Raw genomic sequence first — 13,536 nt, 5'->3', positions numbered from 1 at the left:
TCGTTCTTTTTCTCTAAACCCGCTAAAAATTAAGCTGCCCTTTGGCAGCCCAATATATTCTCTATTTGTTATACGCTAAAAAATATCAATTTCCATTCGATCTTGTTTCTGTATAAAGAAAAAATTATTCAAACTAGTTTAACTTTAATACTCTAAATAGTTTGCATTGTCGCTAGGCGGCGATTGAGCTAATCCAAGAAGCATACATAAGTATATGATTCGCGTAGCCGAGTGCAGCCAACACCGTGACAGCGCAAAATATGACGAGTATTTATGATGAGGATTTAGTCCTCATCATTATAAGCTGGCCCTGCATAATTATCGAAGCGCGACCACTGCCCATTAAACGTCAACCGCACCGTACCAATCGGCCCATTACGCTGTTTACCGAGAATGATTTCCGCAACCCCTTTGAGCTCACTATTATCGTGATAAACCTCATCACGATAGATAAACATGATTAAGTCCGCATCCTGCTCGATAGACCCTGATTCACGTAAATCCGAGTTAACAGGGCGCTTATCGGCACGTTGCTCAAGACTACGGTTTAACTGCGACAGAGCCACCACAGGTACATTTAATTCTTTCGCTAGCGCCTTAAGTGAACGTGAAATTTCGGCAATTTCTAACGTACGGTTGTCAGAAAGAGCAGGAACTCGCATCAATTGGAGGTAGTCAATCATGATCAAACTTAAACCACCATGTTCACGATAAATACGCCTCGCACGTGAACGAACCTCTGTGGGAGTCAGGCCCGAAGAGTCATCGATGTACATATTGCGCTTTTCCATCAAAATACCCATCGTGCTTGAAATTCGCGCCCAATCCTCATCATCAAGTTGCCCAGTACGAATACGGGTTTGGTCAACACGGGATAATGATGCCAACATACGCATCATGATTTGGTTTCCTGGCATCTCTAAACTGAAGATTAAAACAGGTTTTTCTTCCGTCATCGCCGCGTTTTCGCACAAGTTCATTGCAAAAGTGGTTTTCCCCATCGATGGACGCGCGGCCACAATAATTAAATCAGAACCTTGTAAACCTGCGGTTTTTTTATCGAGGTCTTGGTAACCTGTTGAAACCCCAGTAACACCGTCGTGCGGTTGTTGGTAAAGTTGCTCAATTTTTTCAACAGTTTCAGACAAAATGGCTTCAATACCTTTTGGCCCTTCGTCTTTATTCGCTCTTGACTCAGCGATTTGGAATACTTTGGTTTCGGCTAAATCGAGGAGATCTTCACTGCTTCGCCCTTGTGGATCATAACCTGCATCTGCAATTTCATTAGCGACTGAAATCATATCGCGAACAATCGCACGTTCGCGGACGATGTCTGCATAAGCATTAATATTCGCCGCACTTGGCGTATTTTTAGATAGCTCAGCCAAATAAGCAAAACCACCGACGCTATCCAACTCACCCTGCTGTTCTAGTGATTCTGATAAGGTGATAAGGTCAATAGGTTTGCCTTGCTCAAGCAAAAATTGCATCTGTGAGAAAATGGTACGGTGGGGGCGGCTAAAGAAATCAGCGTGAGTCACACGTTCAGAAACGGTATCCCAACGCTCGTTATCTAACATTAACCCCCCTAAAACAGACTGCTCCGCTTCGAGAGAATGTGGTGGAAGTTTTAACCCTTCCATTTGGTGGTCTCGTGGGGCATCCGTTTTGAAATTTGATGAGGGTTTTTTAGCCATACATTAATATCCAAGTCTATAATTAACGATCTGCGCTTAGTATACGCCAATCTTATTTTTTTGTGGTTTTCTTTGCGTCTTTGCGCAAAGTAATCACAAGATAAAATACATCACTGAAAGCACAAACCTATAATTCTTCTGATTGAAACATGGCGTTATGATAAAACGATTGTTATTGTAATTAAAATGAATAGTCCTTATTGGAGATTGTCATGGCAAAACGTATTGAATTCGCGCAGCATGGCGGCGCTGATGTACTTAACTTAGTAGATTATTCCCCAGCAAACCCAGCAGATAATGAAATTCAAATAGAAAACCGTGCTATCGGGATTAACTTTATCGACACCTATGTTCGCAGCGGTTTATACCCTGTTGCTAAGCTACCAAGTGGCCTTGGTACAGAAGCGGCAGGTGTTGTTGTGAAAACTGGTGCCCATGTCACAGGTTTCAAGCCCGGTGACCGTGTCGTTTATGCGCAAGGCCCTCTAGGTGCTTATAGCGAAGTCCATAATGTCCCTGAAAGTGCCGTGGCACACCTTCCTGATGGTATTACCTTTGAACAAGCCGCAGCCAGCTCATTAAAAGGCATGACGGTTTATTATTTATTCCATCAGACATATCAACTGAAACGTGACGAAGTCTTTCTGTTCCACGCCGCTGCAGGTGGCGTTGGGTTGATAGCTTGCCAATGGGCAAACGCGCTAGGCGCTAAGATGATAGGCACGGTGGGTTCTGCAGATAAAGCGTTAAGAGCCAAAGATGCCGGGGCATGGGAAGTCATCAATTACCAAACAGAAGACATTGCAGCTCGCGTGAAAGAAATCACTAATGGCGAGAAAGTGAATGTGGCGTATGACTCTGTCGGTCAATCTACATGGATTGCTTCTTTAGACTCGCTCAAGCGTCGCGGCTTAATGGTGAGTTTTGGTAACGCTTCTGGTCCTGTTACCGGTGTAAACTTAGGAATTTTAAACCAAAAAGGCGGATTATACGTCACTCGCCCATCACTTGGTGTCTATGTGACTAACCGTGCTGAGCTAGACCAAGCTAGTAATGCCTTATTTGATATGATTTTAAGCGGAAAAGTGAATGTAGATGTGCCGCAATCACAAATTTTTGCTTTAAAAGATGCACAAAAAGCTCACCTCACTATCGAATCAAGAAAAACCCAAGGTTCGAGTTTATTGGTTCCATAATAAGCGACTCAATATGCAAAAAGCGCCAAATGGCGCTTTTTTCCCCACATGATAGCTATTCGCCACGCGTCACAAACTCGAGAGCTTGCTCAACAACGACTAAGTCAGCCCCTTTTTTATGCGCATTTTCACTTAAATGACGACGCCACTGACGTGCGCCGGGGATACCTTGGAAAATCCCTAACATATGGCGGGTCATATGGCCTAAATAAGCGCCTTTCGATAACTCTTTTTCGATGTAAGGGTACATCGCTCTAACAGCGTCAACACCATTAGTGACAGGAAAGTGCTCACCAAACAATTGGTTATCAACCGCCGTTAAAATAGACGGGTTTTGATAGGCTTCGCGCCCCACCATGACGCCATCTAGGTGTTGAAGATGCTCTTTTGCTTCTTCCAGCGTTTTGACTCCACCATTAATCGCCATGGTCAAATGAGGAAAATCACGTTTTAATTGATAAACTCGCGGGTAATCAAGTGGTGGGATTTCGCGATTTTCTTTTGGGCTAAGGCCGGACAACCATGCTTTACGTGCATGGATAATAAACATTTCACAGCCGCCTTTATCAGAAACAGTTTCAATAAAATCACATAAAAACGCGTAGCTGTCTTGCTCATCAATACCAATACGAGTTTTTACGGTTACAGGAATAGAAACCACGTCTTGCATGGCTTTCACACAATCAGCAACAAGCTGCGCATCTCCCATTAAACAAGCACCAAAACGCCCATTTTGTACGCGATCTGATGGGCAACCTACATTTAGGTTAATTTCATCATAACCACGCTCTTGTGCCAATTTGGCACATTGCGCTAATGCGGCAGGATCGCTACCACCAAGCTGTAACGCAACAGGATGCTCTTCCTCACTAAAAGCAAGATAGTCCCCTTTTCCGTAAATAATCGCCCCTGTTGTGACCATTTCGGTATACAGCAAGGTGTTTTTGCTTAATAAGCGATGAAAATAACGGCAATGGCGATCTGTCCAATCGAGCATCGGCGCAACGGAAAATCGGTTTAGGTTGGTGTAGCCTTGTTTTGAGGTATTTTGATGCATGGTGGTCTTGTGTATTGAAATCAAATGGATAGCCCCCAAAAGTAAGGAGCCAAGCAAAAACAGCAGGCTATTATAACATAGAGCGAATTAAGTGCGATGATGACGAAAATGAGCGGCTGAACTCAGTTAATTTAACGAAATAACCCCCGATATGAGCAATGTCGTATCGAGGATTTTTAAACCAATTATGTCATTTTAATACCCAGTTACGCACTATTTTTTCGCAGAAAGCAGTGCATAGCTGGTCATTAAGTTGCGGTAATCAGGGATATGGTTTGAAAACAAAGTGCCTAACCCTTCCACATCATTACGCCAATCACGGTGTAATTCACAAGCGGCACCAAACCAGCTCATCAATTGAGCACCTGCTTTTGACATTCTATCCCACGCGGCATCACGTGTAATCGGGTTAAATGTACCTGAGGCATCAGTGATCACAAAAACTTCATAGCCTTCTTCCAGTGCAGATAGTGCAGGAAATGCCACGCATACTTCTGTCACAACACCGGCAATAATCAGCTGTTTTTTACCTGTGGCTTTGACAGCTTTAACGAACTCTTCGTTATCCCACGCGTTGATTTGACCAGGGCGAGCAATGAAAGGGGCATCAGGAAATGTTTCTTTTAATTCAGGAACTAACGGGCCATTAGGACCATCTTCAAAAGATGTAGTCAAAATAGTTGGTAAGTTAAAATATTTTGCCAAATCGGCCAGTGCTAACACGCTGTTCTTGAATTTATCTGGGTCTTGGTCACGAACTAGCGATAACAAACCCGTTTGATGGTCAACAAGTAATACAGCTGCATTATCTTTATCTAGGCGGTTATATTTGAAACTCATATCAACGACTCCTCAATGATTAGAAAAGTACTCTATGTGGGTTCAGATAAAACAAAAGTGGTATTTAATCTGCTTATCGCGCCTAAAACACCACTTTTTATCAAAAATATTTCAACAAGATGAATTCACACAATTCGTTATTTAGTTTCTGCGCTCATTGTGACAAAATTCCCCATACGAGCACTGGTAATTGTATAGCTATCTGCGCCCGCTGCTTTAGCTTTAGCTGCAATTTTCGCTTCTGTTGAAGCTAGCGTATCACCTGTTGCGGTGATTGTTGCTGCTGATGCACCAAATGCGACGAAAGATAATACAGAAGCTGCCATCAAAGTTTTTAACATGTTCATAGTCTAATTCCTTCATTTTTTATTCGATGAGACAACCCTTGTTGTCTGCGATGAAGGCATCATATCGACAATGTTATTTAGGTTAAAGCTAATAATATAGCTCGATTTATTCAAATTAACTGAACAATGTACTTTATCTGAAACTCACAATGGAATAAAACCAAAAGATATAATCAAGCAGCCTTGTGGTATGCTTTCCCAAAGTTGGTTTACTTCTCGCGCAACCTTTAATAGGAACTGTATATGCCACTCAATAACCGAACACTCCCTACATTTAGGTACCACCCGAACCCTATTGAAACAGAAGCTTTTCTGACGGATAAAACAGTAACCTGTGATTGTTGTAAGCAACCTACTGATATTTATTATGAAAGCCCGTTTTATTCTACTGAGGATATTGATGCTTTGTGTCCTTGGTGTATTGCTGATGGTTCTGCCAGTGCAAAATTTGATGGTGAGTTTCAAGACCCTGCCAGTGTTGAAGGTATTGATTGCGAATATGACGAGGACGGCGAGTTTTCACATACTCTAAACCCCTACCCTACTGAAATGTTTGATGAACTAATTAAACGAACACCGGGCTATCAAGGGTGGCAACAAGAAATTTGGCTCGCACACTGCCAAGAGCCTTGTGAATTCATAGGCTATGTTTACTGGGATGACATCAAAGATAGACTCGATGAATTTGTTTCCCTTGAAAATGATATCGCTGATTATGGTTTTTCAATTTCAGAGCTCGCGAATATTCTCCATCAAGATAGCTCTGCTCAAGGTTATTTATTCCGTTGTTTACATTGCAAAAAACTACGTTTGCATTTTGATTTTAGCTAATTTATATCAACTAAATCGCGTGAAGAGGCTTATCTTCACGCTCTCATCTTCAACTATTCATCAACTCAATAATTTGCTCAGCTAATTCTGGCGTTGCGGCTGATAGCAAGCTTCCCGCAAACATGGCTTGCTTACGCTGTCCATTTAATGCACAAACTTCCCCGCCCGCCTCTCGGATACACGGAATAAGTGCCGCACTATCCCAAGGTTTCATAATGGTATCAATCGCACCATGAATGCGACCGCTGGCAACCATGGCATGCTGATAAGCGTCATTAGCAAAAATGAAGTCCCTTGCTTGGCCCACAACCGCATCCAAATGATAAATTTGCGACCCTTCTCGGGAATTATAATTACTATTATGAATGCCTGATGCGCTTACCACTGCTTCTGATAATGATTTAGGCGATTGGCTTTCGAGTTTAAGCTGTCTTGGAGCCTGACTAGCTGTTTGCACCCAGCACCCTTCCCCTTGTGAGGCAAAGTAGAGTGTGGATATCGCGGGAAAACTAATCACACTAAGTAATGGTTCCCCATTTTCCACATAAGCAATTAACGTACTAAATAACGGCACTCCATAAATAAATGCACGCGTACCATCAATCGGGTCAATTACCCAACCAGAACTGAATTGCTGCTCACCGACAAAGCCAAACTCCTCACCTAAAACAGCGATATTCGGTGTTTTTTGTGCAAAGAATGCCCTAATTTCTTCTTCAACTCGGGTATCCGTTTCCGTAACTACGGAACGATCGGGTTTATAATCAAACTTTCCCGCCCCTTCAAAAGCGTCTACTGTCATGGTTTTGACTAATTTAGCGGCTTCGAGTGCAATATTTAACATGACCAAGCTCCTCATTGAAAAAGAAAATGAGTATAACGGATAGGTTATGGAATAAAGGCGCTAAAATGCCTTATCGACCAGAGATAAAGCACCAATACAACCTAAATTTGTTTAAGAGAAACTTCACCAAATGTCATAAATACCAAAGTGTGCCCCGCAATTCCACGGTACACCCCTTGCTGATTATTGAGTTCGCAAGCCAATGCCGTTAATTGCCATGCGTCATACTCCTCGATTTGACTAATGCGGGCGGTTAATAATGCGTTGTCTTTCCGCTCGCCATAAGCTTTCACCGCGATTGCATCTTGTGTTAAAGCGCTGTCGATAGAACTGTTTGCCCAGCTCCACATCCAACTGCCTTGGCTTTGGTCATAAGTACCAACAATTTGAACTAGCGCTGTTGCCATTATATTGTCAGGCGCATGAAAAATAATGGTTCCTTCGTCTTGGTTCACTGACCAATCGGCTTCATCTAATTTCCATGTATCACAATGAAATTGGTTTTTGGCCTGTAGTGAATTCATGCTACGTTCAATTAATGCCTCATAAGGCATTTGTTCTATTTCATTATCCATTTATTACCCAATATTTTTTAATGCGTTGATAATCAACTGCCAAAATTTATGATGGTCTAATTTAACAGCAACTTGAGTATGGCTATTTTCAGGCGCAGGATAGCGGAAGTCAGCCACCGTCATGCCTAACGTGTGCGTCCCAGTCAGTTCAATATTTACAGGCACTTTTTGTGTGGTCATTACGTTAGGGTCAATAACATAAGCAACCGCACAAGGGTCGTGTACTGGCGGAGCATCAAAGCCTTGAGCTTGCTTGTACATTTTTCCAAAAAAATCCAGTAGTTCGACGACAAATTGTGAACAATCACTGCCAATCGCAGCAATTTGTTTCACTACATCAGGAGTTGCTAACGCTTGATGGGTAAGGTCTAAGCCCACCATGGTTAACGGCCATTTTTCATTGAAAACAATATGAGCCGCTTCTGGGTCAATTTTGATGTTAAATTCAGCTACCGCACTCCAATTCCCAACATGATAGCCCCCTCCCATCAGCACCACTTCTTTAACTCGTTCGACAATGCGAGGCTCAAGACGAGCAGCAAGCGCAATATTCGTTAATGCGCCAGTAGGAACTAAAGTCACCGTTTTAGGTGGGTGAGACATAATGGTTTCGATAATCAGTGAAACTGCATGTCTTTCATCAAGCTTCAATGTTGGTGTCGGTAATACAGGCCCATCAAGCCCTGATTCCCCATGAATATCAGGCGCAACTTCAATTTCCCGAACTAAAGGGCGTACCGAGCCCGCAGCAAATGGAATACCGCTAATCTTCGCCATTTCAGCGATAGCCAGTGCATTATGAGTGACTTTTTCGAGGGTTTGATTACCAGCAACGGTTGTTACCGCCAATAATTCAATGTCAGGGTTACCATAAGCCAGTAATAACGCGATAGCATCGTCATGGCCGGGGTCACAATCGAGGATTATTTTTTTGCTCATACCTTACCTTATTAAAATTGGAGTCAGAAATGGCACTGACCCCAATTTAACCAGCTAGCAAGGTAAAATCTATGCTTAATATCTGAATACTTAGAAATTTATTTTAAAACATGCGCATAGACACGTTTTTTCTCACCTTCATTTTTCGAAATATACACACCTTGTAACTCAGGAGCAAAGCCCGGTAATGCATTAATACCCGTTTCTAGTGCTTTGAAATAACGCAGTACTGGCCCCGACCATACTTCCCCAGGTACGACACATAATACGCCCGGTGGATACGGTAATGCCCCTTCAACGGCAATACGCCCTTCCAATTCATCTAATGGCAATAATTCACAGTTACCACGAATAAACTCTAAATGTGCTTGTTGAGGTGCCATTTTCACTTCCGGGAAGTGAGCTTTACGGAACATCTCTTTTTGCAGCTGTTTAATATTGTCATTAACGCTGAGTTGGTGCATCTCTTGGCATAAACGGCGTAATGTATAACCCTGATAATGGTCTTGATAACGCTGATAAACCGAAGGCAATACATCTTCTAATAACGCATCTTCATCCAGTAGCTGTTCGAAACGGACTAAATGGGATACTAGCAGTTCCAGTTTTTCACGGGTTTCTGCGGGTGTTAACAAAAATAAAATTGAATTTAAGTCACATTTTTCAGGGATCACGCCGTGTTCACGTAAAAAATGCGCCAAAATCGTCGCAGGCACGCCAAAAGCGTCATATTCTCCACTTTCGACATCAATACCTGGCGTCGTTAGCATCAATTTACAGGGGTCAACGAAGTATTGGTCCTGTGCATAGCCATCAAACGCATGCCAACGTTCTTGCGGTATGAAGTTAAAGAAGCGTTGCTCAGCAGCGATTTGCTCTGTTGGGTATTCGTGCCATAACTTGCCATCAACGATTTCAGGAACAAAAGGCTTAAAATAACGGCAGTGCTGAAGTATCGATTTTCTTACCTCAATCCCCACTTTCACGCAGTCCATCCACATCATTTTGCCTGCATCACCTTGGTGAATACGTGCATTGACATCTAAAGAGGCAAACAAGGGATAAAATGGGCTCGTCGAAGCGTGCATCATAAAAGCATTGTTGAGTTTTTTGTGTGAAACAAAGCGCTCTTGCCCCTTGATGTGGTTATCTTTTTTATGGATTTGTGACGCTTGTGAGAAACCAGCCAGTTGTTTATGAACTGACTGAGTCACCATAATACCGGGGTCATTTTCATTTAATTCAAGTAGCAATGGCGAGCACTGGCGCATCATTGGAATAAATTGTTCATACCCCACCCACGCAGAATCAAATAAAATGTAATCACACAAATGTCCAATTTTATCAACCACTTGCCTTGCGTTATACACAGTACCGTCATAAGTTCCAAGTTGGATCACCGCTAAGCGAAATGGCCGTTGGGCTTGTGCTTTTTCAGGCATCACTTCTTGGATAAGCCCACGTAAATAACTTTCATCGAAGCAGTGCGCATCAATACCGCCAATAAAGCCAAAAGGATTACGTGCCGTTTCTAGGTAGACCGGTGTTGCCCCCGCCTGTATCAGCGCCCCATGGTGGTTTGATTTATGATTATTACGATCGAACAAAACTAAATCACCCGGTGTTAATAGCGCATTTAGCACGACTTTGTTGGATGATGAGGTGCCATTTAAGACAAAATAAGTTTTGTCCGCATTGAAAACTTTCGCGGCAAATTTTTGTGCCTCTTTCGCTGCGCCCTCGTGGATCAATAAATCGCCCATTGCCACATCGGCATTGCATAAATCGGTACGAAACAGGTTTTCACCATAAAATTGATAAAACTGCTCCCCTGTTGGGTGGCGACGGAAAAATTGGCCGCCTTGGTGCCCCGGACAGGCGAAAGTCACATTATGGCCCGCAGCATAATCCATCATTCGAGCAAAAAATGGCGGTAATAACTGCTCAAGGTACTGATTTGCAGCATCGAGCAATTGACGGCTATTTTCTTCACGAGCAGCCGGGGCTGGCGGTAATAGCGCCGTTAAATAAGGTGGTAAATTTTCATCGGTTGGCAGCTGTTTATCACTAATGATAAACAGCGGAATACTCAGCTGACTCTCAACAACTCTTTCCCACAGCCCTTGGTTGGCATCTTGTTCAGATAGCACGACAGCGGCAATATTGTTTAACTGTGCATCGCGAATATCTACCCACTGAAATTCATTAGTGAAATAGATTGCGACCCCCTGGCTACATGCCACATTGATTTTGTTCATAGCAGTCTGGCTCTTAGTTAGCTGAGGAAAAGAGGCGGACAATATACTTGATAGATCAGGGAATTGAAATGACTAGCATGGTAAGAAAAGAGGGCAAGATTTGGAAAGTCGAATATATTTTATAAGCCACTGGTTAATAGCATAAAAATTCTATCTCATCACACCCCACTCCCCCATACTTCAGGCCGTCATAAAGATAATAAAAAGATAAATTAACCAATTAACCCTGTGAACACCACAAATTAATCGGTCAATTTATCCGTAATGGGACGTTAGTTGTTTTTTTCCACATACAAAGTCTGTGATGGGAATGCAAAGTCAGCATCGTGGCGTTTAACTATCTCAATGATCTTCAAATACACCGCTTGCTGTGCGGCTAGCCATTCAGCCCAAACCGTTGTTTTGGTAAAGCAATACACCATAATATTTAACGAAGAGTCGGCAAAAGCATCGAAATAAACTAATAAGGTTTGGCTGGTATCGATATTCACATCTTGTTGTAACATCGTGCGGATATCATCGACAATAGCTCCAATTTTGTCTGAATCTTCGTAACGCAAACCAATTTCAGTTTTGATACGTCGGTTAGTCATGCGCCCCGGGTTTTCCACACTAATAGAAGAAAAAACCGAGTTGGGAATGTATAGCGGACGGTGGTCAAACGTAATAATTTTAGTGATCCGCCAGCCGATTTCAACCACCGTGCCTTCAATGTTTCTATCCGGTGAGCTGACCCAATCGCCAATATTGAAGGGCCGGTCAAAGTAGAGCATTAACCCAGAGAAAAAATTACTCAGGATATCTTTACCGGCCATACCGATAGCAATACCGCCAATCCCGCCAAACGCCATCAAACCAGAAAGGCTCATCCCAAAATGCTCGCCAAACAGCAGTACCATAATGACAAATATCGCTGTTTTAAACACGCGGGCAACAATACGTGCCGAAGTGGGGTCACTGCCTTTTTTAATCTGTGCTTTTTCTAGTCGGTTCGCTAGTTGGAACAGTTTTCGCATTAAAATCAATGCAATCAATGAGATGGTAATAAAATTAACCAAAGAAGTGGAAATAAAGGTTAAATCAAAATCTTTTGCGGCCATGTCTACATATTGAGCAATAACAATAACCACGCCACACAGCACAACAGTTTGAATCACATTGATCAAAATACTTTTGCGTTTATGTTTATGCTTACGGCGTTTATGTACAATCTCAAAAGCTAAATAGATTGCGAGAAAAGTCGCAATTAAGGTCATACCAATCGCATATTTTTCAAGTAATGCTTCTATCATTTCTAACCGCCCTAAAATTTACCTGATAGATCTTATTTTTATTTGTTTTACTGTGTATTGTTTTTCGTTATCTTGTTATTAAGATAACAATTATAAAGATAATTTTCCCAATAATTATCAGGTACTTTTTAGATTATCCAATAATGAATAACAACCTATTTTCCCCAAATGATAAAGAAATAAAAAATGTCCATGCCCTTAGACCATACCAACAGTATAACTATTTTGTCGGTAAAATCGCTGACTGGGAACAGGTATGGAGCCTCGGTGATGGGAAAAATATCGTTACCGCATGGAATGATGAAAAATGTCTTTTTCTCCCCCTATGGCCTGCCAAAGCATTTGTTGAGTTGTGTTTAACGGGTGAATGGGCAAATTTTACGCCAATACTATTTACCCTTAAACACCTGATGACAGAAATTCTGCCTGATATGCATGAAGCAAATATTAAGGTTGCATTGATGATGCAGTCTGATGGGGAAAAAACATTAGTTTATGATGCCGCGGCGCTTCTGCGCGATTTAGAAGAAGAATGTCAGCAATATGAGTAAAAGGCAGCAATGTGCTGCCTTTTTAAAGTAAAAAACTACTTTTCAACACCAGTAGTGACAGTAAATTCACGAGTTTGCCCTGCCTCTAACCAAATCAGTGTTTGGTTATTTTTCGCCGCAAGGAAACCTTCTGGACGACAAGTTGCAGGGAGTACAAATGCGCCAACTTTTTGGTCACCATTATACAAAATCCAACGAGTTGCATAATTTAGCTCATTAGATTTAAAACGCGTTACAAACGTATCTCCTGCGGGTGAAATCATCCTAAACTCAGGCGTTGCGGTATATTGGCTGAGGTCATCCATAAAAAACACAATTTCAGGGTCACACATTTGTGGCTGATTAAGCTGATTTAATGAGACTTTGCCAGATTTCAACGCTTCATTAAATGCGAGCCATTTTTCAGTTGGCTGTACATGCCCCGGTATTGATTCACGCAATTTAATCGCATTTTCGGGGATATTTTGTGTCAATGTTGCATTCTCCACGTAAGCATAATTCATATGGCACATATATTGGAGAGGCATAGGCACCGATGCTAAATTGGTGACTGACATATGAATATCAAATAATGCACTATCTGAGTTTAATTGCACTGACGGTGTCGCACGATAATGATGACCAAAACCCATCACATACTCATATTCGCCGACGACTTTTAAACTTTCGCCAGTCAGTTCAAGCCAAGCGCTATCCATTGCTGCACAAGGCATTTCCCCATGTAATGGATGTGAATCTTCTGGTGAAGGGCAACCATTACTGATTAAACCTGAATGGAATGCAAAGCAACCGTAGGTTTCAACTACCGTTGGAACACGTTTTGGCGCTGAAAACATATTTTCCATTTTCAGATTTTGGCCACAAAATTGTGCATCCCAAATCATTTGTCCTAAAAAAGGTAAAATCGTTAAATACCCTTGCTGATTTTCAATTCGTAGCCCTTCCACGCCAGTTTGGTAACGAAATGCAGTGGCAGTAAATTGGTTATTTTTTAAAATAAGCGTCGGGTTTTCCGTAAATAAGCTTTTGTGAAGAGGTATCAATGTATTCATTTTCATACTCACGGTTTAATAAGATAAATGGAATTGGGTAGCTCACACTACCCAATT

The 13,536-nt window shown here is 42.0% G+C and carries 13 protein-coding genes; 3 read left to right on the top strand and 10 right to left on the bottom strand.

From position 1 onward, the window contains the following. Positions 1-284 precede the first annotated feature (284 nt). Positions 285-1,697, bottom strand: coding sequence for a replicative DNA helicase (gene dnaB, locus PZ638_RS02550; RefSeq protein WP_004260904.1), 1,413 nt, complete (start codon positions 1,695-1,697; stop codon positions 285-287). A gap of 212 nt (positions 1,698-1,909) precedes the next feature. On the opposite strand from dnaB, the gene PZ638_RS02545 reads away from it, so the two are divergent. Then, complete coding sequence (locus PZ638_RS02545; protein WP_110731425.1) at positions 1,910-2,893, top strand: quinone oxidoreductase; 984 nt, start codon at positions 1,910-1,912, stop codon at positions 2,891-2,893. 55 nt (positions 2,894-2,948) lie between these two features. On the opposite strand, the gene dusA is transcribed toward PZ638_RS02545, so the two are convergent. From dusA to PZ638_RS02530, 3 genes are all read right to left on the bottom strand, one after another. Continuing rightward, positions 2,949-3,950: a tRNA dihydrouridine(20/20a) synthase DusA gene (dusA, locus tag PZ638_RS02540; RefSeq protein ID WP_109912593.1), complete on the bottom strand. Its 1,002-nt coding sequence runs from the start codon at positions 3,948-3,950 to the stop codon at positions 2,949-2,951. A 213-nt stretch (positions 3,951-4,163) separates the two neighbouring features. Beyond that, entirely contained in the window at positions 4,164-4,790 is a 627-nt protein-coding gene (ycaC, locus tag PZ638_RS02535) for an isochorismate family cysteine hydrolase YcaC (RefSeq protein WP_004260919.1), read from the bottom strand. Positions 4,791-4,927: 137 nt separating this feature from the next. Further along, positions 4,928-5,137, bottom strand: a complete 210-nt coding sequence (locus PZ638_RS02530) for a YdgH/BhsA/McbA-like domain containing protein (protein WP_004260921.1) — start codon at positions 5,135-5,137, stop codon at positions 4,928-4,930. 243 nt (positions 5,138-5,380) lie between these two features. Between PZ638_RS02530 and cbrC the strand changes: the two genes are divergently transcribed. After that, positions 5,381-5,968: a PF03691 family colicin E2 tolerance protein CbrC gene (gene cbrC / locus PZ638_RS02525; RefSeq protein ID WP_096864603.1), complete on the top strand. Its 588-nt coding sequence runs from the start codon at positions 5,381-5,383 to the stop codon at positions 5,966-5,968. Positions 5,969-6,017: 49 nt separating this feature from the next. Here the strand turns inward: cbrC and PZ638_RS02520 are convergent, their stop codons facing one another. The 5 genes from PZ638_RS02520 to PZ638_RS02500 form a co-directional block, all read right to left on the bottom strand. Next, a complete protein-coding gene (locus PZ638_RS02520) occupies positions 6,018-6,812 on the bottom strand; it encodes an inositol monophosphatase family protein (protein ID WP_094961407.1) in 795 nt (264 codons plus the stop codon). 101 nt (positions 6,813-6,913) lie between these two features. Continuing rightward, the gene (locus PZ638_RS02515) at positions 6,914-7,387 is read right to left on the bottom strand and encodes a DUF6882 domain-containing protein (protein WP_144139520.1); all 474 of its coding nucleotides are present in this window, start codon (positions 7,385-7,387) and stop codon (positions 6,914-6,916) included. A gap of 3 nt (positions 7,388-7,390) precedes the next feature. Beyond that, on the bottom strand, positions 7,391-8,326 hold the full coding sequence (gene uriH / locus PZ638_RS02510) for a uridine-preferring nucleoside hydrolase UriH (RefSeq protein WP_004260931.1): 936 nt from the start codon (positions 8,324-8,326) through the stop codon (positions 7,391-7,393). A 98-nt stretch (positions 8,327-8,424) separates the two neighbouring features. Further along, positions 8,425-10,584 carry an ornithine decarboxylase gene (locus PZ638_RS02505; RefSeq protein ID WP_094961410.1) on the bottom strand — a complete coding sequence of 720 codons (2,160 nt, stop codon included), beginning with the start codon at positions 10,582-10,584 and terminating at the stop codon, positions 8,425-8,427. Positions 10,585-10,856: 272 nt separating this feature from the next. After that, on the bottom strand, positions 10,857-11,876 hold the full coding sequence (locus tag PZ638_RS02500; protein ID WP_004260937.1) for a mechanosensitive ion channel family protein: 1,020 nt from the start codon (positions 11,874-11,876) through the stop codon (positions 10,857-10,859). Between the two features lie 143 nt (positions 11,877-12,019). On the opposite strand from PZ638_RS02500, the gene PZ638_RS02495 reads away from it, so the two are divergent. Next, positions 12,020-12,427: a DUF2750 domain-containing protein gene (locus tag PZ638_RS02495; RefSeq protein WP_144139525.1), complete on the top strand. Its 408-nt coding sequence runs from the start codon at positions 12,020-12,022 to the stop codon at positions 12,425-12,427. Between the two features lie 35 nt (positions 12,428-12,462). Here PZ638_RS02495 and PZ638_RS02490 read toward each other — a convergent pair whose 3' ends face one another. Beyond that, positions 12,463-13,479 (bottom strand): aldose 1-epimerase family protein, encoded by a 1,017-nt coding sequence (locus PZ638_RS02490; RefSeq protein WP_167732467.1) that lies wholly within the window; start codon positions 13,477-13,479, stop codon positions 12,463-12,465. Positions 13,480-13,536: the final 57 nt, after the last annotated feature.

The organism is Providencia hangzhouensis (assembly GCF_029193595.2).
In the GTDB taxonomy this organism is placed as follows: Bacteria; Pseudomonadota; Gammaproteobacteria; order Enterobacterales; family Enterobacteriaceae; genus Providencia; species Providencia hangzhouensis.
This window is presented reverse-complemented; position numbering and strand designations above follow the sequence as displayed.